Here is a 24,764-nt window from a genome sequence, read left to right on the forward strand (position 1 = left end):
AACCGTTGCGCTGTGCGGTCGAATCGCAGCGCCGCTATGGAGGCAGGCGATTTCGAGGTGTGGGGATGACGGAGCGACGGGCGCGCGGTACCAGTCCGGCAGGACGCGGTGACCGCCGCTCGACGCGGTCGCCCCGGCCCGAGCGGGCCGCGAACGGCTCCGCGCGCACGTCCGCCGGCAAACGGGCCGCGCAACGACGCCCGGCCGGCACGAAATCCGAACCGCGCACCACGCGCGCGAAGTCGAAGAAGTCCGAGGATCGCCACGATCGCCGGATTTTCGGGCTGTCGACCGGGCGGGCGGTCATTCTGGCCGCGGTGCTGTGCGCGCTCGCGCTGACCCTCGCCGTACCGATGCGCACGTATTTCAGTCAGCGTTCCGAATCGGTGCAATTGGCCGAACAGCGCCGCGATCTGGAAAACGATCTGACGCGGCTGCGCGACCGCCGCGCACAACAGGAAGATCCCGCCTACATCCGCTCCGAGGCCCGCGACCGGCTGCGCCTGGTGATGCCCGGCGACACCGCCTACATCGTGCAGGTGCCCGGCATCGAGCAGCCCGCGGTACCGGTGCCGACGAGTCAGGCGCGCCGCCCCGACCCCTGGTACACCCAGCTGTGGCGCAGTATGTCCAACCCCCAGCCCACCCCCACCGCCACGCCGGCGCCCCCGCCGCCCCCTCCACCGCCCCCGCCCGATCCTGAAGGAGAACCCCGGTGACCGACCCCGCTACGCCCGAGCCCTCGACCGGCGAGGCGCGTGCCGAGCAGGGTACGCCCGCCGAGGCGGATCTCGAGATCGTGGCCCGCCAGCTCGGCCGTGAGCCACGCGGGGTCCTCGCGATCGCCTATCGCACGCCCGACGGCCAACCGGCGGTCGTGAAGACCGCGCCGCGCCTGCCCGACGGCACCCCGTTCCCCACGCTCTACTACCTCACCGATCCGCGCCTGACCGCCGAGGCGAGCCGGCAAGAGGCCGCCGGACTGATGCGCGGGATGACCGACCGAGTGGCCGCCGACCCGGAACTGGCCGCCGCCTACCGCGCCGCGCACGAGAGCTACCTGTCCGAGCGCGACGAAATCGAGTCGCTGGGAACGGATTTCAGCGGTGGCGGGATGCCGGAGCGGGTCAAATGCCTGCATGTGCTGATCGCGCATTCGCTGGCCAAGGGCCCGGGGCTGAATCCGCTCGGTGACGAGGCCGTCGCGCTGGCCGCCGATACCGGACTGCGCGGCACCGCGATTCCGCAGGACTGGCCGAAATACGAGCAGTACCAATCGAATACCGATGCGGGAGACAGTGATGAGTGACCGGGTTGCCGCCGTCGACTGCGGCACCAATTCCATCCGGCTCCTGATCGCCGATGTCGGCGCGGACGGCCACCTCACCGACGTGCACCGCGAAATGCGGATCGTGCGACTCGGCAAGGGCGTCGACGCCACGGGCGAACTGAATCCGGAAGCGATCGAACGCACCCGCGTCGCCCTGCACGACTACGTCGACCGCATGATCGAGACCGGCGTGAGCCGGGTGCGGATGGTCGCCACCAGCGCCACCCGCGACGCACGCAACCGCGACGACTTCTTCACTATGACCGGGGTGGAACTGGGCCGCGTGGTGCCGGGCGCCCAGGCCGAGGTGATCACCGGCGACGAGGAGGCGCGGCTCTCGTTCGCGGGCGCGGTCGGCGAATTGTCCAGTGCCGAAGGACCGTTCGTGGTCGTCGATCTCGGTGGCGGGTCCACCGAGGTGGTGCTCGGCGACAGTTCCGGCGTACAGGAGGCCTACTCGGCCGACATCGGCTGTGTGCGGATCACCGAACGCTGCCTGCACGGTAATCCGCCGACCGGCGAGGAGGTCGCGTCCGCGCGATTCATCGCCTCACAACAGCTGGCCCAGGCCTTCGGCGTGGTTCCGGTCGAACGCGCCCGCACCTGGGTCGGTGTGGCCGGCACCATGACCACGATCGCCGCGGTCGCACTGGACCTGCCCGAATACGATTCCGATCGGGTGCATCTGACCCGTCTCACGTTCGATCAGCTCCGCCAGGTCTGTCACCGTCTGATCGGGATGAACCACGACGAACGCGCCGCTCTCGGCCCCATGCATCCGGGCCGGGTGGACGTGATCGGCGGCGGTGCGGTGATCACCGAGGTGCTGGCCGACGAGCTGGCGCGCCGGGCGGGGATCTCCGAGCTGATCGTGAGCGAGCACGACATTCTCGACGGGATCGCGCTGTCGATCGCGTGAGACGTGCCGTAGGCGGCACCGCCTGAGGGCAGCCGCGACCTCGGCGCGTGATCGGCGTTTTGTGCGATCGGCGTCCCTCGTTGCTGGACAATTGCGTCTCATGAGCAGGGTGGAACCCGTCCCGGGAGAGCAGGCGTCGCCGGAGACACGCACGATATTCGGCCATCCCATCGGGCTGGTCAATTTGTTCGGAGTCGAGCTGTGGGAACGGTTTTCGTTCTACGGCATGCTCACCATTCTCGGGTACTACCTGTACTACTCGCTGACCGACGGCGGGCTGGGGCTGGAGAAATCCACCGCGACGGGCATCGTCGGCGCCTACGGCGGGCTGGTGTATCTGTCGACCGTGCTCGGCGGCTGGCTGGCCGACCGGGTGCTCGGGATGGAGCGGACCGTCTTCTACGGCGGCGTGGTCGTGATGGCCGGGCATATCGCGCTGGCGGTGCTGCCGGGATTGACCGGTGTCGGCGTGGGGTTGGTGCTCGTCGCGCTCGGCTCCGGGGCGTTGAAGGCCAACGCGTCCTCACTGCTGGGCACGCTCTACGAGAAGGGTGACCCGCGTGCCGACGGCGGTTTCACGCTGTTCTATCTCGGCGTGAATCTGGGCGCGTTCGTCGGCCCGCTGATCACCGGGCTGCTGCAGACCCACCTCGGATTCCACTACGGATTCGGGGCGGCGGCGGTCGGCATGGCGCTCGGACTCACCCAGTACGTGATCTTCCGGCGCAATCTGGGTACCCACGGGCGGGAAGTGCCGAACCCGTTGCCGCGCAGCCAGATCGGGAAAGTGATCGCCTTCGTGCTGGTCCTCGTGGTGGTGGTCGCCGTCGCGATGTGGACCGGGCTGGTCCGGTTGTCGAATCTGTCGTGGGTAACCACCGGCGTGATCGCGGCGGTATCGATACTCTATTTCGGATTGATGTTGACCAGTCCGAAAGTGGTTGCGGTGGAACGAGTCCGAGTGCGGGCCTTCATACCGCTGTTCATCGCCAACGCCGTGTTCTGGTCGCTGTTCCAGCAGATCTTCACGGTGCTGGCCGTCTACTCCGACGAGCGGATGAACTGGACGCTGTTCGGCTGGACCGCGCCGGCGAGCTGGATCGGCTCGGAGGAACCGATCTGGGTCATCGTGCTGTCGCCCTTGTTCGCGCTCATGTGGACCCGCCTGGGCACCAGAGCCCCCACCACGCCCCGAAAGTTCGCCTACGGCGTGATGGGGATGGGCGCATCGTTCCTCCTGTTCGTCCCCCTGGCCGGCTTCGAGGACAAAACCGTTCCCGCCCTGCTCGTCTTCGTGATCCTGGCCGGCTTCGCCATCTCCGAACTGCTGCTGTCCCCGATCGGCCTCGCGGTTACCACTCAGCTCGCCCCCGAGGCCTTCCGAGCCCAGATGATGGCCCTTTACTTCTTCTCCGTCGGCATCGGCACCTCGATGTCCGGCGTCCTGTCCGAGTTCTACGACACCAGCCACGAAGTCGCCTACTTCGGCATCACCGGCCTGGTCGCGATCGCAGTGGGAATCGTCGTTTACTTCCTAGCCCCGCAGGTCAGCCGCTTGATGGAAGGCGTGCACTGAGCAAATCCCCGGACAATTCCGAGACGGACGTACGACTTAGGTACGCTATCCCAGCCGCCCCCGTAGCCCAATTGGCAGAGGCAGCGGACTTAAAATCCGCACAGTGTCGGTTCGAGTCCGACCGGGGGCACCGAGAAGGTGCAGGTAGAGGCATTTTCTGGTGCCAGAACGTCCGGGCTGACGCCACCCCCATGCCACCCGCACGCGTAGGACCGGCGCAACGGCAAACCGGTAAAGGCGTACATCGTCCCATGGAAGGAACCGGTATGCGATGAGTTCGGCCTACCGGTACCCGTCGACCCGGAACGGCCGCACGAGCGCAAACAGCAGAAGCAGGAGACCTACCCCATCCGCGAGGCTGCCGAAGCTCGCCGCGACGAGTTGAATGCCGCACGCCATACCACCGGCACAACCGCCCTGGCGGAAGCGCGCAGGGCGGGCGACTTGCCGTTCGGGTACTACCCGCGGGCCTGGTTGGACAGCCTGCAACTGAAGGTGGCGCAGGGACGATTGAAGCAGCGCACCTTGGACGACTACGGCAAGTACCTCCAGCGGTACGCGCTGAAAACGTTCCGCGCGAAGGCGATTGCCAGCATTACCCCGCACGACTGCGAGGAGTTCTTGACCGCGCTCGTACGGCAGCAGTCCCGGCAAGGCCCGCAGGGCGACACGCTCTCGGCCGCCACGGTGAAACATGCCTGGGGTGTGTTCGGCCGGGTGCTGAAGTACGCCGTCCGGCACGACGCCATACCGTCCAATCCGGCCGACCGGGTGGACTTCGACACGCACCGCGCTACCGGGGACCACGAAGGCTTCGAACACAATCCGCTTTCCGCGGAACAGTTGGCGCGGCTCAGTGCAGCCGTGGCCGGCGAGCCGGTTGTGACGCCCAGCGGGGCCGAGGTGTGGCTACCGGGCTATCCCATCTACGCGCTGATGGTGGAGTTCCTTGCCTATACCGGGCTGCGCGCCAGCGAAAACGCCGGACTCGAAGTGGGCGACCTGGAATTCTGCACCGCGCCCGAGCACATTCGGTGCCTGGTACAGGTACGCCGCACAAGACGCGCAAGAACAAGCAATGGGTGACGAGTACCCCAAAGTTCAAGCGCAGCAAGCGAACTGTGCCGCTACCGCCGTGGCTGGCTGCGCGCACGTATGCCTACCTGCACGGCGGCTCAGACGCCGATGCAGCCATCCGGTACCCGCGTTCGGCTGAGTCCACTGCGCCCTGTGGCCTAGCCGCAAGAACGGAGGCGGGTACCGCCGCGCCGGGCAGCGGTACGCCGTGCCGCTGGACTGGTCGCAGCCGATTGCGGGGGCACCTTTTACGAGAGCATTTTCCGGCCCGCGCTCTCGGCCGTCGGCCTCCCGGTCAGCACGCCCGAGGTACCCGCAACGCCCACCGCCCCGGCGAAACCGGCGACGCGCGGCGTGCGCCTGCACGACTTGCGGCACACCTTCGCCGTGATGCAATTGATGGCGGGCGTGCACTTTATGCAGGTATCTAAATGGCTGGGGCACAGCACTATCCACGCGGGTCATACACCCGGAGGCTCCTGGTAACTGTCGAACTGTTTTCGCGGCCTGCTGATGCGGTCGTACGCCGGTTGGAGGTCGATCCTCGCGATCTGTCCACTCGTCATGAGCGACTTGGATAGGCGGGGGATGATCCCGTTTATGTAAGCGCGATGGGGGAAAGCTGCCTCTACCGCTTGACGTGGCATCGTGAACGCATCTGCGAGATTGAAATTCTCATCGAATATCACCGCTAGCAATGTGTCGTAGTCGGTGTCCCGGATAGCACTTAGATTCGAGCGCTTGTTGTTTGGCGTTCTTCTCATGCCTTTCACCTGGATGCGCTCGCCCTCGGGGGTGCGGATGTCCCATCCCTTTTGGCTGAACGAGCCGCGCTCGCCGCCGTAATGAGCGTAGGCGATAGCCTCGGCCAAATCGCCTACAGGGTTGTTACCGGTACGGATCAGGTCCCGCGACCTGAGCTCGGCCATGCTGTCGGCCCACAGCCTCAAAAGGTCTGGCACGGTCAGCTTGGCGAGGTCTATCTCCATACGAGCATCTTGCCCCCGTGGCACCGACACAAATCTCGCCTTGGCTGTAAGGGAACCGCGTCGGCCTGGCGTGCGTCCTATAGGTTCGTAGCGGTTTGTAGGTCGAACGGGAGGACGTCGAGTGCGACGAGTAGTAGGGGTGGCGGTCGCTATCGGGGCTGTGCTAGTTGCGATCACGGCCGGATGCAGTTCCACTACGGGCGGAACAGCGACTACAACGACCAGCGATGCAACGGCGGCGCTGTGGGACCCGTGCACGCAGATTCCCGACTCGGCTTTGAGGGCGGCGCAGGTGGACCCGAGCACGAAGCAGTCGGGGATCGGCGGTGTGGAGCAGCATGGGTGGAAGATCTGCGCTTGGGACAGCAACCCCAAGAAGTACGCGATCAGCGTCTATTCGACCGCCAAGGCACCTGCAGAGATCGCGGGCAAATCTGGCAACATCGGGCAGAAGGACGTGACGATCGCGGGGCGCACCGGAACGGAATTCAGGTCCTCTGGTTGGGACACGCAATGCAACGTTGTGTTCCCTGCCGCTCAGGGGGCGGTGCAGCTTCAGATGCTGGGTCGGCTGTCGGAGGACAATCCGGAGGACCCATGTGTCATGCTGGCTCGTGTGGGGGGAGCGATCGTTCCGGTACTGCCGAAATAGTAAGGGGGCAATGTGGCGAGCAACGACCTTGCGGCATGGCAACAGCAGGCGGCTGCAGCTCGCGCCGGAGAACTCTATCTCGACGACGAGGCTGTAGCGCGGGAATGTTTGGCTGCCTGTAACAAGCGTATAGACGACTTAGAGCAAACTGCCAAACTGGTCCAGCAGGTTGAAAACGTCTCGGGCTTCGGTGACTTCGATATGGCGCGCCAGCTCGAGGATAAGTTCAAAACGCAGGCCAGCGGTACCGATAACTCCATTGCCGAAGTCCTCCAAGACCACATGGAGACGGTGAAGAATATGCGGGAGGTTATGGCGATCTCGCTGGCCCGGCTCGCCGGTCAGGACTATACGAACGCCAGCACGCTGCAGGGCATCGTGGACCAGAACCCGGCCCCGAAGTAGCGGTAGCGCGGTGTGCAACTGCACCACCCCCCGTGCCATCCACAGGCGGGGTGTCAGCGGTGTGCAGTAGGTTCGCAGCGGTGCGCAAAAGGTGGCGAATTAGTGTCTCTCACCTGCGGTGATGTGACAGCACGCCGACGGTTGGCGCAGGTAGGTGCGGTGCCGCAATAGCGGGCCGTAGGTACTTAAAATCCGGACAGTGTCGGTTCGAGTCCGACCGGGCACCGAGAAGGTGTTCGGTGGATCGGGCGCAGAGCCCTGGTCGAGGCCCTGCGGGAGGACTTGGAACCTTGTTGTGCGTTGCCGCGTCCTATAGTCCGTAGCGAAGTTGTCTGTCGAGCGGGAGGACGTCGGGTGCGGCGACGAGTAGCAGGGGTGGCGGTCGCTATGGGGGCGGTGCTGGCGGTGATGACAGCGGGGTGTAGCTCGACTACGGACGGTGCGGCTACCTCGACCACGAGCGATGCTGCTGCGGCGCTGTGGGATCCGTGTACGCAGATTCCCGATTCGGCGTTGACGGCCGCGCAGGTGGACCCGAGCACAAAGGATTCCGGTATCGCGGGGGTTCACCAGCACGGATGGGAGATTTGCGGATGGAAGGGCTCAAAGTACGCGATTACCGTCTACTCCACCGGCAAATCCGCTTCGGAGGTCGCCAACAAGACGGGCAATACCGGCCAACAGAGCGTGACGATTGCTGGTCGTTCGGGCACAGAGTTCAGGCAGGGTAGCGATACCGAATGTGACGTGGTTTTCGGTGCGCAGCAGGGCGCGGTGCAGCTCCAGGTGATCGGACGGCTCGCCGAAGACCATCCGATCGATCCGTGCCAAACCGTGGCCAGCGTTGGGGAGTCGCTCGTTCCGGTGTTTCCGAAGTAGCAAGGGGGCGGTATGGCAAGTAGTGATCTTTCGGCATGGCAGCAACGCGTAGCGGAGGCCAGGTCCGGTGATCTGTACCTCGATAACGAGCAGGTGGCTCGTGAGTGCCTGGCTGCGTGCAACAAGCGCATCGAGGATTTGCAGGACCTCCACATTTATGTTCTGCGAGCTCAAAGCGTTTCCGGCTTCGGTGACTTCGATATGGGGCACATGCTCGAGGGGCAGTTCAAGCTCCAGGCGACCGGCGATGACAACTCCATCGACAAAATCATTTCCGACCACATCGAGACCGTGAAGAATATGCGGGAGGTCATGGCGATTTCGCTGGCTCGGCTCACCGGCCAGGACTACACGAACTCGACCACACTGAACGGAATCATCGACCAGAACCCCGCGCCGCAGAAGTAGAAGGACTGGACGTTCTGGACCGAACTGCCTTGTCGCACTTCCTATTCGGGAAACCACGGGACGAGGTTCTCGCCGATTCGTGCCAGCAGTTCACAGGGTTCCGGCGGATTATCCAATGCTGCGCGGATCAGTACCTGAAGTTGGACGACGCCCTGCTGTGCAGCGAATACGACGTTGCAGTTGAGGTGTTTCGATGCTCCGTCAAGCCTGAATTGCCTACCGCTGCGGCCGGCGATCGTCACGTCGGTGAAATCGACGTTGCCGGGCTTGTTCTCGAACTGATCGACGGTGCGCGCGGTCGAGTAGACGGTGATCGAGTACTCGGGGCCACGCCATCCGCAGATCTTCCAGCCGATCTGCTCTATACCGGCGATTCCGGATTCGCTGCTCGACGCATCGACGTTCGACGCGCGCAAGGCATCGGCGGGTATGCCGGTAGACGGATCCCACAGAGCAGTTGTCGCGGCGGTTGGTGTGGCTCCGGCGGTAAGCCGGTACCCAGCCGCTTGCAACGCTGTGCATATCGCCGTCGCTATGACATGTCGCCGTATTGATTCCTCGACTCCGCCACTCGGACACAGATCAGCCTGAACTGGACCGCCCCCATGCGGTTTGGGTGCATCGGCGATTGTTTGTACGACGAAGCGGACTGCCGCATTTAGGCCCCATGTGATCGCGATCGCGACTGCCGCCGGCGCGCGCTGCGCCCACTTGTCGGCGAGGTCGATGCGCCAGGCAGGGTAATCGGGCTTCATTGTTCTCCCTATCATCGAGAGGTTGTGTTCGTGCCGTGCAGGTGCGAGTACGACCAAGGCACAACACAGCTGGTTGCGCGGTGTGCGGGGGCGGCAATGGGCACGCCCGCGTGGCATTTCGACAGCGGACCGCGGCTGCGAGGCTGTGGTTTCGGTTAGCCGCTGGTGGCCCAGCGGGCGAAGGACAGCCTTGGGTGGACGGTTTCGACGTCGGCGAGCATCATCACCGCGTTCAGGGTGAGGAAGTCGAAATGATGTGTGGACGGGGCGATTACGGCTTCGGCGCCGATGGCGCGCACCTGGTCGACCAGGGGGATGCGGCTGGATTCCGGGGCCCACACAAGGCGGTAGCCGAGACGGGTGGCCAGGCGGCGTACTTGGGCGGTGTCCCAGTCCGGGGCGGTGGATTCGGGATGTACCCAGCCGAGCGCGATCGGATGAGCGGGCGTCACCGCTGGGAGTCCTTGCGGCGGCGTTCACCTCGCAGGGGTAGGCGCGCTAACGCGAAGGTCAGTCCGAGCAGTGCTGCGATGAGCAGCAACAGGATCCAGTCACAGCCTTTCATGACGCACCCCTCCATCCCCTCGGTCGGTAAAGGCGACCACCGCCGAGGAGCCGGGGTTCGGCCGGCTACGGACCCGGCGGTGGGGCCGTAGCTCAAGGTATGAGGCCGAATGCGCGTCTTCTGTCCTGAAAGGACAAGGGCGACAGAGGAATGCGCGCGCTAGGTGCTCGGGTACAGCGCTCGGACGCGCCGTGTGGGATCGGCGTGCGGATTCGACGCTCGAACATGGTTGGCGGGTCAACTCCAGAACTCGGCATACGGGGCTGGCGCGCGAATTCGGCGAACGGGGTTGGCACGGGCTCCGCGCTCGGACTCGCCGTGTCGGGTTCGGCGCGCAGGGCGGCGGCGGGTCTTATCGGAAGCCGGGGCGATGCCGATCCGCCATGTCAGTCCGCGTAGGCGCGACCGCCGGCATCGCGGCGGGGCGCGGAGTTGGGGCGGTGTCAGGCGGCGTCGACTTCCGCACCAAGACGTCTGCATGGACGTGGTGAGGCTCGAGGTTTCCGCTGGCATAAAGGTCGCGGTTCCCTCAGTCGCTCAGTCGCTCAGTCTCGGCGCTCGGATTCGGCGTGTCGGGTCGGCGTACGGGCTCGCCACTCGGACCGGATGTGCGGGCTCGGCATTCGAACTCGATGTAGGGCATCGGCGCGCCGGACTCGGCGTTCGGTCGAGGCGTGCTGAGGCCGACGTGCGGACTCGGCGCTCGGTCCCGACGTGTGGGGAACGCTTGGGTACGGTGCTCGGGTTCGCCGTGCGGGGTTAGCGGCGGATCTCGCCGGAGTCCGGGGCGATGCCGATTCGCCATGCCAGGCCGCGTAGTTCGCGGCCGCCGGCATCGCGGCGGGCGGCGCGGAGTTGGTCGGCTACCGCTTCCCGCACGAAGACGTCGGCGTGGACGCGTTGGGGTGCAAGGCGTTCCGCTCGCATCAGGGTGGCGATTCCTTCTTCCCGCCGGCGGCGATCCGTCAGAAGTGCTCGGCCGATCTCCATGTGGAATTCGGCCTGCCTCGAAGCGCTCGGCAGCGCAGCCACGTTCACCCGGTGCGCTTGATCGGCCACCTTCCTGCTGTCGCCGAATTCGTTCCCGATCGTGGCCTTCCAGATCCCGACATTCGCGCGACCGAAGAACATATGTCCGAACGAGCCCACCTCCGTATCGAGGCGTCGAGCGATGTCGTCGGCCTCGCCGAGATGTGTTTCGGCGGTGTCTCGATCGCCCTGTACGGCTGCTGCCAGGGCCGCGGACAGATGGAGCATCCCGTACGCCTGCACGACATCATCGTCATCGAGATGTGGGCGCAACTCGTCGGCCACGCGCACGGCGCGCCGATACTGTTCCGGCCGTGACAATCCGCCTGTTGCGTCTCCGCGCAGCCATGCCGTGAATCCCTGCCACGCAGGCGATTCCAGAGCCTCGGCGCAGTGCTGCGCCTCTTTGGCTGCCAGCAGAGGAAGGCCGCGGCCGCCGAGGCGCTTACTCGTCCACATCGCAGCTGCATAGCACCAGATCATCCCGATCAGGGTTTCGCATCGATGTACGGGAGAACGGACATAAACCGCATGCAGTTCACCGAGCAGCTTCGGCATCAACTCCGCCTGCGCAGCGTAATCCGCTGTGCCCTGCGACAGTCCGATCAGCCGCTGGATGTCCGCAGCGATGGCCGGCCACTCCCGCATCGGTAGCCCGGGGTCTTCACCCAGTTCGAAGATGTCGAGCACGTTCTCGATCGCGACCAGTCCGGCATAGGCCGCATCGTTGGCGCTCGGGTGCTCGGCTTGCCATGGCACCGGTGAGAACTCGCTCGGCGCCACGCGTAGTGCGGCCGCGATCGCCTCGAGGGTGCGCCGGTTCTCCAGCGACTTCTCGCCTCGCTCCAGCTTTCCGAGGTATCCGTAGGAGATTCCGGCGAGTCCGGCGGCGGCTTCGAGGCTCAGGCCGCGCCAGGCGCGGATTTCGCGCAGGCGGCGGCCGAGGTCGTTCGGCGGGATGCCGCTGTCGTCGTATTTCTGCCCCACACCCATGGTTACCACGCTACGACCAGCGGCTCGTTCGTGCAGTAAGACCGTTGATATGCGCGGGGATCGTGAGGCCCCGCTTCGAAGCCGCGCGTCGCTGTACCACGGCTCCGGATGTCCGGTCCCAACGGTGTTGGAGCAGGCGGATGAGCCGGGGCTGGTTAGCGCGAAGCAACACCTGTCGACTTCGCGCTGGAGGCCGATCCAGCGGGGCGCGGGCGCGGTTGCACTTCGATGCGTTCGGACAGCTGAGGGTCAGGCATGGAGAACATCCGGACGCCAGCCCGGCGGTAAGGCGCCCATTCGGCCGAAAGCTTCACGCAGACCGGCAGGTGACGAAATATATTGCGGGAGAGACTGTCAGGGACATCGTGCGCTTGTCTGCTCTGCGATCGTCGGTGACATCGCTAACGGCCGGTACGGAAGTCGGTCGGTGGTGATTTCATGGTCCGGCCGAACTCCCTGCACGGCTCCAACCGTCGAGGAACGGTGAATTATTCGTGCAAACCGACCCTGATTGTGCGGTTTTCTCGCATTCTTGCGGAGGTTTGCGCGATTTGTTCGCCCCATCCACAGGCGCGTGCTGATCCACAGGCCTGCCGTTCGACCAGGTGAGCGTCGGATTCGGCTGTCACCGGGCCGGAATCATCGGTGATCGTGATTCGAACCAGGGCGGAGTTGATGCGCGAAGTCTCGGCGGCCACGCTCACCGCTCGCTGTCGCCGCGGGGAATACACACGTGTGTTGCCGGGGATCTATGCGGTCGGGAGGGTTACCCAGCGCACCAGGTGCGAGGCGGTGATCGCATGGTTGCCGGAGGCGGTATTGAGTCATCGCACTGCGGCGTGGCTGTGGGGAATGTTGCCGGAACCCGAATCGGTCGAGGCGACTGTGCCTCGGGCGCGATATCGAGCGACGCCGGAGTGGCTTCGGTTGATCCGGCGCAATTTACGGTCCGACTGGATCGATAAGGCCTGGGGGTTTGCGGTGACAACTCGGTCCCGCACGTTGCTCGATTGTCTGCCGATCCTGCCCGCCGCCGAGGCGGGCCGCATGGTCGACAACCATGCCCGTGCGGTGGCCCCCGCCTTGTCGGACCTGACCGCCGGCCAGTACGGCTCGGCGCATTTGCGGGAGCATTTGCGTTGCGCCGCATTCGATGCCGCCTCGGAGCCGGAGCGAATGTTCGCTCGCGCGCTGGCGCGGCGCGGTCTTCGTCTGCTCCTGAATCAGCGGATCGGACAGTACATCGGTGATCTCGTCGATGAACAGTCGCGGACGATCATCGAGATCGACGGTCGTGAATTCCACAGCGATGCACTGACATTCCGACTTGATCGGCGGCGTCAGAATGCCCTGCTGGGCGCCGGATGGGTCGTGTTGCGATATGCCGCCGCCGATGTGAACAGGTACCTCGATGCGTGCGTCGAGGAGGCCGCGCGGGTGATTCGACGCAGGCGCAGAAGCCGCAGATAGTGCGGACTACTTTGCCATCTGATACGCCTTGGCTCATCCATGCGGCCGGAAAGCGCTCGGATAACCCGCGGCGCCGCGCAAGGAATTCCGCCCGCATCCGCCCCGCGGGTCTGCCCACGTATCCGGAGCATCGGGTGCGGATACGTGAGCAAGGGCTGGAGTCGCGGAGGATCACTCGGCGACAACCGGAGTCGATCGTCCCTTCCAGACCAGGAGCGCGGCCTGGGCGATGAAGAAGACGCCGCCACCGGTTGCGTATACCGACAACACATCCAATGTCGGTGCGTCACCGAAACATTGGCCGATGTAGAACAGGCCCACCAGGAACGACAGGCCGCCGGCGATCAACATCGGCCATTGTTTGCCCAGTTCCGGGCGGCGGCGGTACAGGCCGACGGCGACCTGGGCCGCACCGGAGAGGACCGCCCACGCGCCGAAGGTGGCGAGGGTTGGGCCTACGCCGCCGGTGATTGCGGCGGTACCGGCCGCGACGGCTGCCAGGGTGCTCAGGGCGGCGTTGAAGGCGGTTACCCGGCGTTCGGGGCCCGCATCGGTCCCCTTGTAGTCGATCAGCGACGAGACGGCGTCGATCAACGGGTACGCCGCCAGCAAGGCGACGGCGAGGGCATCGAGGGTTTCGTGTGCGGCGGCGAAGACGGCGGCCCATGCGAGGGCGAGCACGCCGCGGCTCACGTACAGGCGGATCAGTGCGGCGCGTTCGGTTTTCGCGGTAGCGAGGGTGGGGGTACTCATCGGATTCTCCTCGGTTGGAACGACAGAACTCACTGTCGTCCGGGAATCCGGCGGCGACATCCGTCGCATGACGCTGATGACGACGTAATCGCGGGGGCCGGGGCTGATTACGTCGCCGACAGCGTCATCCGACGGATGCCTGGCTGTGGGCCGGCCACGCAGAGTGGAACGCATATCCGCACCACTTGGTCGAAGGGCGTAATCACATGGTCGTAGTCGGACGTGGCCGCACGCGGCGGCGCGTTGTCCGGACGGTTTCGGCGGTCGCGGCGGTTGTCGTCGCGGGGAGTGTGGCCGTTGCCTGCGCTGCCGAAACGACATCCCAGGCCGGTCCCGGCGAGGATGCGCCGAAACCGACGATCGTGCTGGAGCACGGCGCGTTCGCGGACGCCTCCAGCTGGGACGGTGTCATAGAGAAGCTGCGCGCTGACCACTATCCCGTTGTCGCCGCGGCGAATCCGCTCCGCGGGCCCGCCGCGGACGCCACCGGGTTGCGTGGCTTGATCAGCCATATCAACGGGCCGGTGATTCTGGTCGGGCATTCCTACGGCGGGTCGGTCATCAGTGCGGCGGGTGCCGGGAATGATCAGGTCAAGGGCCTGGTCTATGTGGCGGCGTTCCTGCCGGCGACGGGGGAAACAGCACTGGGATTGACCAATCGGTTCCCAGGTTCCACCTTGCCGGGCACGCTCGATCCCGTGCCGATCACGAATATCGACGGCAGCACCGGCACAGACCTCTACATTCAGCAGGACAAGTTCCGCGACCAGTTCGCCGCCGACGTCGCCCCGGACCGCGCGGCCCTGATGGCTGCTGCGCAACGGCCGATCGCGCAGTCCGCGCTCGAGGAGCCGACCACGGCGGCTGCTTGGACAGAGAAGCCCAGCTGGGATGTGATCACGACCGAGGACAAGAACATCCCGGTCGCGGCACAGCGGTTCATGGCCGAACGCGCCCACGCCCACGTCACCGAGGTAGCCGCATCGCATTCCGTCGCGGTGTCACACCCCGATGCGGTGGCCGGGGTGATCGAACAGGCTGCCCGCGACTCCCACTGAGCGAGGGTCCTCTTCGATCCGAACTCCCACGCGAGCATCGGACGACGCGCCGGCAACCGGCCGAGTATGTCGTGGTGGTGGCGACCGGATCGGTTACGCGCGCTGCGCCTCCAGCAGGTGAACGGGGAGTCGCAGCCCGCCGGTCTCGTCCACGTCTGGATGGAAACCCTTCGAGGCGAACAGTTTTCGGATCTCCTCGGGCGGATTCACTGCCTCGATGAACTCCGGCCTCAGGGTCGTGATGTTCCAGTCCGGTGTGGTGAATTCGCTGCGTAGTTCGGGCTCGGACAGCGGGTACGGCGCGTACAGCCGCGCGTGTTCGGTTGCGGCGAAGCTGAATTGGATCAGGCGGCCGCCCCTCTTCGTCACTCGGGCGAGGGCGGCGATGTGGGAGCGGCGCTGGATGGGCGAGAGGCAGTGGAGGAGGGCGCTGCTCACCACCGTGTCGAAGTGGTTGTCGTAGCCCGCGAGGGTGGTCGCGTCGGCGATGGCGAAGGTGACGGGGAGATCTCGGCCCGCGGCGCGGCTGCGGGCCTGGTCGATCGCGGTGGGGGCGATGTCGAGACCTGTCACTCGGTAGCCGAGTTCGGCGAGGTGGATGGCTGTGTCTCCCGGGCCGCAGCCGACGTCGAGCACCTCGCCGGTGATCCGGCCGGCGCGTTCCATGGCGGTGAGCAGCGGTTGCGGGCGGCCGATATCCCACGGTGGTTTCTCCAGTCGAAGGCCGGGGGCCAGGGCGGCGCCGCTGTAGAGCTGCTCGAAATCGACCGTCGTGGGGTCGATTCCGGATACGGAGAGGTCATCGGACATGTGCGGTCCTCCGCTCGGGTGAGAGCGTCGCCGTGGCGACTGCTCGGTGTACGAATCCACTCTATCCCATATCGTATGAAAACGATATAGTTGGGAAACCGTATTAATTGTCGACCGAGCGAGGCTCCGATGTTCGTCGCCTATCTGACCGTCATGCTCGTCACCATCGCCGCCAACACCTTCTCCGGGGTCGCCGCCGTCACCAGATTCGCCCCGGTCATGGCCACGCTGGCGCCCGCGATGGAGACCGCCGGGATTCCGCAGTCCTGGCTCACCTTTCCGATCGGAACCTTGAAGCTCGCCGGTGCGGCCGGCCTGCTGCTGGGTGTGCTCGGGGTGCCGTATGTGGGTACGGCCGCCGCGATCGGCCTGGTGCTCTACTTCGTCTGCGCGGCCTATACCCACATCCGCGTCGCCGACTATGCGCAGACCTTCTATCTGGCCGTGGGGCTGTTCCTGCCCCTGGCCGTCGCCTGCCTGGTTGTGCAGCTCGCGGACCAGCGCATCTGACGCGGAGGGCCCCGGTCACGCGGACCGGGCCCGTGGCCCGGCGGTGAACTGATCGTGCAAACCGCGCCCGATCGCGCGGTTTTCTCGCATTCTCGCCGAGGTTTGCACGAAAAGTTCGGTGCCGTAGCCGGGCGCAACGGATCCCAGGCCCCAGCCGGTGGTGCGGCAGGGGCCTGCGGGTCACGCGTTCAACAGGCCCTTCGCGATGTGCGTGACCTGGATTTCGTTGCTGCCGGCGTAGATCATCAGCGACTTCGCGTCGCGGGCAAGCTGTTCCACCTTGTACTCGGACATGTAGCCGTTGCCGCCGAACAGCTGGACGGCCTCCATGGCGACCTCGGTGGCGGCGCGGGAGGAGTAGAGCTTCATGGCGGACGCTTCGGCGAGAGAGACGGATTCGCCGGCCGCGGTGCGTTCGATGGCGTTGAAGACCATGTTCTGCACGTTGATCCGGGCGACTTCCATCTCGGCGAGCTTGAGCTGGATGAGTTGGAAGTGGCCGATCTCCTTGCCCCACAGCGTGCGCGATTTCGCGTAATCGACACAGAGCCGGTGACATTCGTTGATGATGCCCAGCGCCAGGGAGGCGATGCCGATGCGTTCGGCGGCGAAGGATTCCTTGGCGCTGTCCTTGCCGTCGCCCTTGGCGGGATTCTCGGTTTCGCCGAGCAGGCGGTCGGGCGTCAGGCGGACGTTGTCGAAGACCAATTCGCCGGTGGGGGACGAATTCATGCCCATCTTCTTGAACGGCGCGCTCTGCACGAAACCGGGCATGCCCTTGTCGAGGACGAAGGTCAGCACCTTGCGGTCGCGGCGATCGGTGCCGTCCTCCTCGTCGAGTTTGGCGTAGACGACGGTCACGTCGGCGTACGGGCCGTTGGTGATGAAGGTCTTGCGGCCGTTGAGGATGTAGTCCTCGCCGTCGCGGCGGACATAGGACTTCATACCGCCGAATGCGTCGGAGCCGGAATCGGGTTCGGTGATCGCCCAGGCGCCGACCTTCTCGAACGTCACCAGCTCGGGCAGCCAGCGCTTCTTCTGCGCGAGGGTGCCGCGGCTGCGAATGGTGCCGACGGCCAGGCCGAGGCTCACGCCCATCGACGCGACGAGGCCCAGGCTCACTCCGGCCAACTCGCTGTTGAGGATGACGCCCATACTGCCGGAACCGCTGAAACCGCCGGACTTCCCCGGCGTTCCGGCTTCCTCGCGGGCCAGCGATTTCGCCAGCCCCTCGCGCGCCATCTCGTCGAGGCCGAAGGTGGCATAGAGCTTGCGGATGATGTCGAACGGCGGCAGTGCCCCGCTTTCGAGCCGGTCGACATGCGGTTCGATCTCCTTCTTGATGAAGCCGCGCACGGCGTCGCGAAGCATCAGATCTTCGTCGGACCACTTGTACATGTCGTCAACTCCCGAGTATCGCCTGAACGGTCGTCTCGAATATAGAACACGTTCTAATTCGGAAGGGCCGCCGCGTCGGCGCGCGCGACCCGAGCCGAAGGGAATCGACTCTCCCCACCAGTGGTGCTCGACCGGCTCCCGCGGCACCGCGATTCTGAGATGATCTCGCGGGCAACAGGTCTCATCCCTCGCGTGCGCAGGCACGTCGACAGTCGAAGGGTTCCGTGATGACGAATCGACCTGCTTTTCCCGATGCGAACGAACGTCCCCTCGATACCTGCCTCCGCCTACGCAAGACCGCTCCGGTGGTCGAAGTCGACTTCCCCGGCGGGGTTCCGGCCTACCTCGCGCTCTCCCATCGGGCGGTCGAGGAGATCCTCGCCGGCGACAACAAGACCTTCGCCCGGGATCCGAAACACTGGCCCGCCCTCTACGACGGCTCGATCCCCGAGGACTGGCCGTTCCGGGCGATCGTGCAGGGCGATCATCTGTCGACCAAGGACGGTGCGGACCATCGGCGACTGCGCGGCCTGGTCGGGAAGGGATTCACTCCGGCTCGGGTCCGGGATCTGGAGCCGCGGATCCAGGCGATCATCGACGGCCTGCTCGACGGTGTGGCGGCCGCGGGGGATCCGGTCGATCTGGTGCCGGCGTTCTGCGACGCGCTGCCGATGGCGGTGATCAGCGAGCTGTTCGGCGTACCGGAATCGGAGCGGGCGCAGCTGCGGCAGTGGACGTTGACCTCACTGTCACAGGAGATTTCGGCCGAGGAGGCGTTCTCGACGCAGGTGGCGCTGCGCGGCTATCTCTACGAGTTGGTCGAGCGCAAACAGCGCGAGCCCGGTGACGATCTGACCTCCGATCTGGTCCGGGCGCGGGACGAGGGCGATCGGCTCACCACGGACGAACTGGTCGCCATTCTGTGGCTGATGTTGATCGCCGGCCACGAAACCACCGTCTACCTGCTCGGGAACGCGGTCGTCGCGCTGGGGCGGCATCCCGACCAGCTGGCCCTGGTGAAGGCGGAGGATCGGTGGGCCGACGTCGTGGAGGAAACGCTGCGCTACCGGCACTCGGTGATGATGACGAGTTTCCGATTCACGCTGCAGGACGTGACGATCGACGGGGTTCCGATTCCGAAGGGCAGGGCGGTCGGCGTCGTCTACCAAGCCACCGGAGTGGACACCGCGCAGCACGGTGAGACCGCCGACGAATTCGACATCACCCGCCCGCCGCGGCCGCACCTCGGATTCGGGCACGGACCGCGCTACTGCATCGGCGCACCGCTGGCCCGGCTGGAGGGCCGGCTCGGGCTGGCGAGCCTGTACCGGCGGTTCCCGGACCTGAGTCTCGCCGTGGATCCCGCCGAAATCCCTTATACGCCTTCGTTCTTCACCGTGGGGCCGGTGTCGATACCGGTTCGTCCCGGCGCCGATCGCGGCTGAGCCGACACGACGACGCCCGCGAGACCGGTTGTCTCGCGGGCGTTTCGGGCCGTGGTCAGCCGCGGACCATCTCGGTGTCCTCGACATCCTCGGAGTCGAGGACGACCGCCGCCGAGGAGGCCGAGCGGTTGGGCAGCAGCACCGCCATCACGATGACGATCAGCGCCAGGCCGGCGGATATCCCGAAGGCCAGCCGCATACCCGACAGATGGGCGACGAGCGGTGCGATCCCGCGATCGGTGAGGGTGGTGGCGCGGGCGGTCATCACCGTGACCACCAGGGCGGTGCCGAACGCCGCGGCCACCTGCTGCAGGGTGCCGAGCATCGAGCTGCCGTGCGAGTACAGATGCTGCGGCAGCGCGCCGAGACCGAGGGTGAAGACCGGGGTGAAGGCCGCGGCCAGCGACACCATCAGCAGGATGTGCAGCGCCAGCAACTGCCAGTACGGCATGGTCAGCGAGATGCGGGTGAAGCCGGCCAGGGCCGCCGCGATGCCGACCGCACCCGGAATCACCAGCATGCGCCCGCCGAAGCGGTCGAACAGGCGCCCGATCGTCGGCCCCAGCAGACCCATCGCCAATCCGCCTGGCATCACCAGCAGACCGGTTTCCAGCGGTGACAGCGACCGCAGGTTCTGCAGGTACAGCGGCAGCAGGATCATCGAGCCCATCATCGCCAGGAAGGCCACCGCCATCAGCACGAGTGCCTTGGTGTAGGTGCCGGACAACAGGATTCGCAGATCGAGCAGGGGAGATCCGGTGCGCTGGAGGTGGATCTGGCGGGCGGCGAACACCGCGATGAAGGCCACGCCGGCGGCGACGATCAGCGCCGGGATCACGATGTTGCCCACCTCGAACCGGCTGAGGCCGTAGACCAGGCTGCCGAAGCCGAGGGCCGCGAAAACGACACTGGCCCAATCGATCGCGCCGCTCTCGGGTTCGCCGACGTTCTCCAGTTTCCGCAGGCCGAAGAAGGTCACCGCACCGGCGATGGGCAGCACCAGCAGGAAAAGCCAACGCCAGGAACCGATCTGGAGTACCAGGCCGGAGATGACCGGACCCATGGCCGGAGCGACCGAGATGGCGAGGGTGACGTTACCCATGACACGGCCGCGATCGTGTTCGGGCACCACGGTCATCAGGGTCGTCATGAGCAGCGGCATCATCACCGCGGTGCCACCGGCCTGTACGACGCGACCGACGAGCAGCACCGCGAACGACGGCGCCGCGGCCGACAACAGGGTGCCGGCGAGGAACACGCCCATCGCGAGCGCATAGGCGCGGCGGGTGGTGACACGCTGCAGGAACCATCCGGTGACGGGGATGACGGCCGCCATGGTGAGCATGAACGCGGTCGACACCCACTGCGCGGACCGCTCGGTGACGTGCAGATCGCTCATCAGGCGGGGGATCGCGTTGATCATGATGGTCTCGTTGAGGATCACCACGAAGGTCGCGAGGACCAGCAGCCGGATCACCGCGGGGGTTCTTCGTCCGGCCGGGTGATGGACTGGTTCGGCGGGCATGTGTACCTCCGGGTGTTGCGACGCAGAATGTCCGACCGACGTCGAGCCACTCCTCTGTGCCTCGAACGCCACACCAGACCTGACGACCGTGACCCACTCAACTCATCGGTGCCGCGCAAGTATTCCGGTGAACCGGACACGTGAGCACATGGTTTTTCGCGCCGAACCGCACTGATAGCCGCGAGAAACGACTGCTCACCTGCGCCTGTTCCGTGGGGCGCGCAGGGGAGAGACGCTCGTCACACCGTGGTGGCCTGGGCCGCGGGCACCACGGCCTCCGACCCGTCACCGCGGCCGGTCGCGGGCAGCGGACCGAACAGTGCCCGGCCCGCCCGCCAGTTCTCCCACAGGCGCGTGATCAGGATCGTGAACGCCGTGTACCCGCCGCCGAGCAGCACATCGAAGACCCAGTGCTCGCCGCCGTAGACGAGGGTGAAGCCCATCGCGCAGGGATAGATCACCAGGATCGCGCGCAGCCACCAGTGCCGCGTGAGCGGCCACAGCGTCGCGGCCACCAGTACCGAGAACGCCGTGTGGAGCGAGGGCACGGCGGCGACGTAGTTGCCGTGGTCCTCGAGCCATTGCGCGCTCACGTTGGGATCGACCACGCCGAGCCCGAAACCGGATATGCGCCGCACGTGTTCCGGGATGGCCCCTTCGCGCCCCGCGTACCAGGGCGGCGCCGCGGGCACCAGCACATAGGTGACCAGCGCCAGATACGACAGCAGCAGAATCCGGCGCATATACCGGACCCACAGCGGCCGGGAGTAGACGTAGAAGATCGCCGCGACCGCCCAGGGCAGGATGAAATGCGTCGTGTAGACCACGCCGATGATCGGCGTCCACGAGGGCTGGCCGTCGCCGGCCAGATGGTCCTGCAACCAGATCGTCGGCAGGGTGCCGCCGAACATCCAGCGATCGGCGGTGACGAGTTCGTGCATGCGCAGCGGCATGCCGAGTTTGTCGGCGAGGTCGCGGGTGTAGTCGTAGACCATGAGCGCCGCGATCAGCGGCAGCCAGTCGGTCAGTACCCGGATGTGCTCGCGCCAGGGCCGGTCGACGGTGAAGGCGAGAACGCCGCCGATCATCCACGCGGCTTCCTGCACGCGGCCACCGGGTAGTGCTCCGGTGATCAAGGCCGCGACCAGTGCTGCCAGGTAAGCGAACCGCACGGCGTAGCGGATCAGCCGCCGTTGGCTGGTCGGCTCCGCGATTTCGGTTGTCTCCGGCTGTACACCGAGCATTCGGCCAGTGTGCCACCCACATTCACGGGCCGGACACATCCATCCGGTTCGCGTGTCGGGGGATGTGGTGTCCCGGAGTAGCACATACGCACTTCTCATCGCCGCACTCAGGACGGGCAGCACCGCCGTGGCGACCGCCACCGGACTCGCGAGCATGTTCGCCGGAAACCTCTGATCGGCGTTCGCCGGATACCCGGAACGGCGGGGGTCTCTCGGTAGAATCCGTCCCCGATGAGGTCTCACCGGGTCGGATCGGGAGGATGCGGCAGTGCTGGAGGTGTGGGGGCGTCGGACCGCAGTCAGATATGCCGACGGGCGGATCACCACCACGCCGCTGGGCGTCGACGACGATGTCGCCATGGATGTGCGGGTCTGCGATCTGCGTGACGCCTGCCTCGCCGAGGCAGACAGTGGTGACCTGCTGATCCTGCTGTATTTCCGGGCGCCGGACTATGTGATCAAAGGCGTTGCCACCCGGCGCAATCCGGCGACGATCTTCCTCGAACCCGAGGTGTTCACGCAGGCCGCCACACTGGTCCGCGCGATCGGCGACGATCTGCTCGAGATGCGGCGCATCGTGCGGCAGCGGCCGAATCTGACCCCGCCCCGGCCGGTTCCGGGGCAGTACGGTCCGATCCGTCCAGATGTGTCGCGCGCGGCCGAGCGGATGCGCACCCCGGAAATGTGCGCGCGGGAGCTGGCGGCCCTGCACGCCTACGCCCGACCGGACGAATACGTCCTCGAATGCGCACCGTGCGGCCATCGCGGGGCGCCGGGGCTGGTGGTGATCACCACCCTGCGGCTGCTGTTCGTATCGGCCGGGGCCACCTACGAATTCCCGGTGGCCGCGCTGGATCGCACCGATGTGGCCGCGCCGCCCGGATCGGTGGCGACGCTGCGCATTTCGGACGGCAACACGGATCTGGAATTCGTCTCCACCGAGGCCGAGGATCTGCTGCGCGTCGACGGCGCCGTGCGGCTGGCCTGCGAGATCGAACATGTCGACGGTTCCATCGTGATGGCGCGTCCGTCGTCGCTGGACCTGTTCGGCGAATGGCAGTTGCTGGTGGAGCGGCGCAAACTCGGCATGGTCGACACCGAGCAGTTCAAATGGGAGGGCATCGGCATTCTGCGCGCGATGCCGCAGTAACCGCCGTCAGTGGAACGGGGAGAGGCCGAATACCGGCGCGCCCGGATGCAGCGCCACCCGCCGCCACGGACTCGACGGGCGCATCAGCAGGCCGCGGATCATCCAGCGGCGTTCGTCGACCTGTTCCTTCGCCGCGGCGAGGTCCTGGGTGGCCGCCCAGAAGATGGCGCCGGTGAGGAAGCCGGCCGCGAACTGCCGCCAATTGCGGTAGTGCTGCTGGGCTTTGGCGAGCGCGCGGCCCAGCAGCGTCCACGCCTCGTCCTCGTCCAGATATCCGGCGGTGTGCGCGGCGCGGGCGATGAAGACGATGCGCGAGAGGTCCCAGGCGGTGGCATCGGTGTTGAGCGGTTGCGGTAGCCGGTCGACGATGCCGAATTTGATGGCCTGCAACCAGGCGTCGTAATCGCGGTCGATGCCGTTGACGCCACGGTAGCCGCGCACCTCGGACACGGTGTGCAGGAATTCGCGGTGGCTGTCGGCGAGGCCGGTGCGGTCGACGCGGGTGGTGTCCTGGGCGGCCGCGGTCGCCAGCGGATGCACCATCGCGAACAGCGGTGCGTGCATCCCGCTCAGCAACCGGCCGATGGTGTCGCGCGCATCCTCGGCGTTGTCGACACCCCACGATTCGTGCAGGCCCTCGATGGTGGATTCGCGCCGGGTCTCCGAACTTCCGGGGTGTTCCGGCTGGAAGGCGACGGTGTCGTTGTAGGAGCTCCAGCTGCGGCCGTAGTACGCCCCGATCGCCAGCGCCCGGATGCGATCCTCGCCGATCGCGACACCCGACCATTTGTCCGAGCCGGGATCGAAATCCGAACTCGGAAATCCGCTGACGCGCGGAAGTCCGTGCGGTCCGGCGACCATCGTCACCACTGCACCCCCTCGCCCGTGAATACTGTCCGTGCGAGCCTACCGACCGGCCCCGCCGGAGCTCGTGAACCCATCGCGTACTTTCGAACCGAACCCGGCCCGCGAAGGAGTAGGACATGCAGACCGTGACGTCGCAGGACGGCACCACCATCGCCTTCGACCGGATCGGTTCCGGCAGTGCGGGAACCGTTGTGCTGATCAGCGGCGCTTTCGGTTATCGGCAGGTCCCCAACACCGTCGAGCTGGCGCAGGCGCTGGCCGAGAACTACGGCCTGCGCGTGCTCAACTACGACCGGCGCGGGCGCGGCGACAGCGCGGACTCGCCGGGGGTCTACGACAGCGCCAACGAGATCGCCGACATCCGCGCGCTGGTCGAGGCCGAGGGCGGATCGGCCGCCCTGTTCGGCTGGGGCTCGGGCGCGATCCTGGCACTGCTGGCCGCGCGCTCGGGCGCGATCACGGGAATCACCGACGTGGTCGCGTTCGAACCGCCGTTCGTGGTCGACCCGAAGGATCACGTGCCGCCCAAGGACGCGGAGGAGAAATTGCGCGAGCGCGTCGCGGCAGGCAAGCGCAGCGGTGCGGTCCGGTACTACATGACCAAGGTGATGGGTGTGCCGGGACTGGTCGTCGCGGTCATGCGGATGTCGTCGGTGTGGAAGAAGCTGGTGGCCACCGCCGATTCGACGGCCCACGATTTCGCTGTGCTGAAACCGTTTTCGCGCGGTGAGACCATTCAGCCGGAAGACTGGGCCGCGCTCACGGCGCCGACCCTGCTGCTGATCGGCGATCGTTCCGCCCCCGCGCTCACCAAAGGGGCCAAGAAGATGGCCGAGGTGCTCCCGAATGCCGAATTGCGGGAGCTGCCCGGCGTGAGCAACGATCCGGTCGCCGCCGAACTGGCCCCGGCGATCGGTGAATTCCTCACGCGCACACGGTGATCGGCGCGGCCACGAC

25 protein-coding genes and 2 tRNA genes are annotated in these 24,764 nt (G+C 66.2%); 17 read left to right on the forward strand and 10 right to left on the reverse strand.

Going from position 1 to position 24,764, the window contains the following annotated elements; all coding sequences use genetic code 11:
• Positions 1 to 65 precede the first annotated feature (65 nt).
• The 6 genes from ACPCUW_RS03445 to ACPCUW_RS03470 all read left to right on the forward strand — a co-directional run bounded on the left by ACPCUW_RS03445 (position 66) and on the right by ACPCUW_RS03470 (position 4,911).
• Positions 66 to 719 carry an FtsB family cell division protein gene (locus ACPCUW_RS03445; protein WP_423423640.1) on the forward strand — a complete coding sequence of 218 codons (654 nt, stop codon included), beginning with the start codon at positions 66 to 68 and terminating at the stop codon, positions 717 to 719.
• A complete protein-coding gene (locus tag ACPCUW_RS03450; protein ID WP_423423641.1) occupies positions 716 to 1,309 on the forward strand; it encodes a DUF501 domain-containing protein in 594 nt (197 codons plus the stop codon). The genes ACPCUW_RS03445 and ACPCUW_RS03450 overlap by 4 nt, the downstream gene beginning before the upstream one ends.
• Positions 1,302 to 2,249, forward strand: coding sequence for a Ppx/GppA phosphatase family protein (locus ACPCUW_RS03455; protein WP_030515253.1), 948 nt, complete (start codon positions 1,302 to 1,304; stop codon positions 2,247 to 2,249). Before ACPCUW_RS03450 ends, ACPCUW_RS03455 begins: the two co-directional genes overlap by 8 nt.
• A gap of 100 nt (positions 2,250 to 2,349) precedes the next feature.
• Complete coding sequence (locus tag ACPCUW_RS03460; protein WP_063009369.1) at positions 2,350 to 3,825, forward strand: peptide MFS transporter; 1,476 nt, start codon at positions 2,350 to 2,352, stop codon at positions 3,823 to 3,825.
• Between the two features lie 56 nt (positions 3,826 to 3,881).
• A tRNA-Leu gene (locus ACPCUW_RS03465) sits at positions 3,882 to 3,955 on the forward strand.
• A gap of 251 nt (positions 3,956 to 4,206) precedes the next feature.
• Positions 4,207 to 4,911, forward strand: a complete 705-nt coding sequence (locus ACPCUW_RS03470) for a tyrosine-type recombinase/integrase (RefSeq protein WP_423423642.1) — start codon at positions 4,207 to 4,209, stop codon at positions 4,909 to 4,911.
• Positions 4,912 to 5,363: 452 nt separating this feature from the next.
• Here ACPCUW_RS03470 and ACPCUW_RS03475 read toward each other — a convergent pair whose 3' ends face one another.
• A complete protein-coding gene (locus ACPCUW_RS03475; RefSeq protein ID WP_195073591.1) occupies positions 5,364 to 5,891 on the reverse strand; it encodes a DUF6998 domain-containing protein in 528 nt (175 codons plus the stop codon).
• A 160-nt stretch (positions 5,892 to 6,051) separates the two neighbouring features.
• Here ACPCUW_RS03475 and ACPCUW_RS03480 point away from each other — a divergent pair, with 160 nt between their 5' ends.
• From ACPCUW_RS03480 to ACPCUW_RS03500, 5 genes are all read left to right on the forward strand, one after another.
• Complete coding sequence (locus tag ACPCUW_RS03480) at positions 6,052 to 6,543, forward strand: DUF3558 domain-containing protein (RefSeq protein ID WP_423423786.1); 492 nt, start codon at positions 6,052 to 6,054, stop codon at positions 6,541 to 6,543.
• Positions 6,544 to 6,555: 12 nt separating this feature from the next.
• Positions 6,556 to 6,948: a hypothetical protein gene (locus ACPCUW_RS03485; protein WP_195073589.1), complete on the forward strand. Its 393-nt coding sequence runs from the start codon at positions 6,556 to 6,558 to the stop codon at positions 6,946 to 6,948.
• 153 nt (positions 6,949 to 7,101) lie between these two features.
• Positions 7,102 to 7,175, forward strand: a tRNA-Leu gene (locus tag ACPCUW_RS03490).
• Positions 7,176 to 7,335: 160 nt separating this feature from the next.
• Positions 7,336 to 7,827, forward strand: a complete 492-nt coding sequence (locus tag ACPCUW_RS03495; protein WP_423423643.1) for a DUF3558 domain-containing protein — start codon at positions 7,336 to 7,338, stop codon at positions 7,825 to 7,827.
• A 12-nt stretch (positions 7,828 to 7,839) separates the two neighbouring features.
• The gene (locus tag ACPCUW_RS03500; RefSeq protein WP_423423644.1) at positions 7,840 to 8,235 is read left to right on the forward strand and encodes a hypothetical protein; all 396 of its coding nucleotides are present in this window, start codon (positions 7,840 to 7,842) and stop codon (positions 8,233 to 8,235) included.
• A 41-nt stretch (positions 8,236 to 8,276) separates the two neighbouring features.
• Here the strand turns inward: ACPCUW_RS03500 and ACPCUW_RS03505 are convergent, their stop codons facing one another.
• The 3 genes from ACPCUW_RS03505 to ACPCUW_RS03515 all read right to left on the reverse strand — a co-directional run bounded on the left by ACPCUW_RS03505 (position 8,277) and on the right by ACPCUW_RS03515 (position 11,577).
• Entirely contained in the window at positions 8,277 to 8,990 is a 714-nt protein-coding gene (locus ACPCUW_RS03505) for a DUF3558 domain-containing protein (protein ID WP_423423645.1), read from the reverse strand.
• A 155-nt stretch (positions 8,991 to 9,145) separates the two neighbouring features.
• A complete protein-coding gene (locus ACPCUW_RS03510; protein WP_423423646.1) occupies positions 9,146 to 9,442 on the reverse strand; it encodes a hypothetical protein in 297 nt (98 codons plus the stop codon).
• An 872-nt stretch (positions 9,443 to 10,314) separates the two neighbouring features.
• Entirely contained in the window at positions 10,315 to 11,577 is a 1,263-nt protein-coding gene (locus ACPCUW_RS03515; RefSeq protein ID WP_423423647.1) for a helix-turn-helix domain-containing protein, read from the reverse strand.
• A gap of 1,047 nt (positions 11,578 to 12,624) precedes the next feature.
• On the opposite strand from ACPCUW_RS03515, the gene ACPCUW_RS03520 reads away from it, so the two are divergent.
• The gene (locus ACPCUW_RS03520; protein ID WP_423423648.1) at positions 12,625 to 13,047 is read left to right on the forward strand and encodes an endonuclease domain-containing protein; all 423 of its coding nucleotides are present in this window, start codon (positions 12,625 to 12,627) and stop codon (positions 13,045 to 13,047) included.
• 171 nt (positions 13,048 to 13,218) lie between these two features.
• Here the strand turns inward: ACPCUW_RS03520 and ACPCUW_RS03525 are convergent, their stop codons facing one another.
• On the reverse strand, positions 13,219 to 13,800 hold the full coding sequence (locus ACPCUW_RS03525) for a DUF308 domain-containing protein (RefSeq protein ID WP_423423649.1): 582 nt from the start codon (positions 13,798 to 13,800) through the stop codon (positions 13,219 to 13,221).
• Positions 13,801 to 14,006: 206 nt separating this feature from the next.
• Here ACPCUW_RS03525 and ACPCUW_RS03530 point away from each other — a divergent pair, with 206 nt between their 5' ends.
• The gene (locus ACPCUW_RS03530; RefSeq protein ID WP_423423650.1) at positions 14,007 to 14,858 is read left to right on the forward strand and encodes an alpha/beta fold hydrolase; all 852 of its coding nucleotides are present in this window, start codon (positions 14,007 to 14,009) and stop codon (positions 14,856 to 14,858) included.
• A gap of 93 nt (positions 14,859 to 14,951) precedes the next feature.
• Here ACPCUW_RS03530 and ACPCUW_RS03535 read toward each other — a convergent pair whose 3' ends face one another.
• Entirely contained in the window at positions 14,952 to 15,668 is a 717-nt protein-coding gene (locus tag ACPCUW_RS03535; protein WP_423423651.1) for a class I SAM-dependent methyltransferase, read from the reverse strand.
• 129 nt (positions 15,669 to 15,797) lie between these two features.
• Here ACPCUW_RS03535 and ACPCUW_RS03540 point away from each other — a divergent pair, with 129 nt between their 5' ends.
• Positions 15,798 to 16,178, forward strand: coding sequence for a DoxX family protein (locus ACPCUW_RS03540; RefSeq protein WP_423423652.1), 381 nt, complete (start codon positions 15,798 to 15,800; stop codon positions 16,176 to 16,178).
• 180 nt (positions 16,179 to 16,358) lie between these two features.
• Here ACPCUW_RS03540 and ACPCUW_RS03545 read toward each other — a convergent pair whose 3' ends face one another.
• Positions 16,359 to 17,576 carry an acyl-CoA dehydrogenase family protein gene (locus ACPCUW_RS03545; RefSeq protein ID WP_063009391.1) on the reverse strand — a complete coding sequence of 406 codons (1,218 nt, stop codon included), beginning with the start codon at positions 17,574 to 17,576 and terminating at the stop codon, positions 16,359 to 16,361.
• 227 nt (positions 17,577 to 17,803) lie between these two features.
• On the opposite strand from ACPCUW_RS03545, the gene ACPCUW_RS03550 reads away from it, so the two are divergent.
• Positions 17,804 to 19,021: a cytochrome P450 family protein gene (locus ACPCUW_RS03550; RefSeq protein WP_423423653.1), complete on the forward strand. Its 1,218-nt coding sequence runs from the start codon at positions 17,804 to 17,806 to the stop codon at positions 19,019 to 19,021.
• A 55-nt stretch (positions 19,022 to 19,076) separates the two neighbouring features.
• On the opposite strand, the gene ACPCUW_RS03555 is transcribed toward ACPCUW_RS03550, so the two are convergent.
• Both ACPCUW_RS03555 and ACPCUW_RS03560 read right to left on the reverse strand, forming a co-directional pair.
• A complete protein-coding gene (locus tag ACPCUW_RS03555; RefSeq protein WP_423423654.1) occupies positions 19,077 to 20,546 on the reverse strand; it encodes an MDR family MFS transporter in 1,470 nt (489 codons plus the stop codon).
• Between the two features lie 239 nt (positions 20,547 to 20,785).
• Positions 20,786 to 21,790 (reverse strand): phosphatase PAP2 family protein, encoded by a 1,005-nt coding sequence (locus tag ACPCUW_RS03560; RefSeq protein ID WP_064902079.1) that lies wholly within the window; start codon positions 21,788 to 21,790, stop codon positions 20,786 to 20,788.
• Positions 21,791 to 22,058: 268 nt separating this feature from the next.
• Here ACPCUW_RS03560 and ACPCUW_RS03565 point away from each other — a divergent pair, with 268 nt between their 5' ends.
• Positions 22,059 to 22,940: a hypothetical protein gene (locus tag ACPCUW_RS03565; protein WP_290049307.1), complete on the forward strand. Its 882-nt coding sequence runs from the start codon at positions 22,059 to 22,061 to the stop codon at positions 22,938 to 22,940.
• Positions 22,941 to 22,946: 6 nt separating this feature from the next.
• Here ACPCUW_RS03565 and ACPCUW_RS03570 read toward each other — a convergent pair whose 3' ends face one another.
• Complete coding sequence (locus ACPCUW_RS03570) at positions 22,947 to 23,801, reverse strand: DUF1266 domain-containing protein (protein WP_063910627.1); 855 nt, start codon at positions 23,799 to 23,801, stop codon at positions 22,947 to 22,949.
• Positions 23,802 to 23,923: 122 nt separating this feature from the next.
• Here ACPCUW_RS03570 and ACPCUW_RS03575 point away from each other — a divergent pair, with 122 nt between their 5' ends.
• Positions 23,924 to 24,748 (forward strand): alpha/beta fold hydrolase, encoded by an 825-nt coding sequence (locus ACPCUW_RS03575; RefSeq protein WP_063009399.1) that lies wholly within the window; start codon positions 23,924 to 23,926, stop codon positions 24,746 to 24,748.
• Positions 24,749 to 24,764 lie beyond the last annotated feature (16 nt).

It is taken from the genome of Nocardia sp. AB354, from assembly GCF_049538315.1.
GTDB classification, from domain to species: domain Bacteria; phylum Actinomycetota; class Actinomycetes; order Mycobacteriales; family Mycobacteriaceae; genus Nocardia; species Nocardia nova.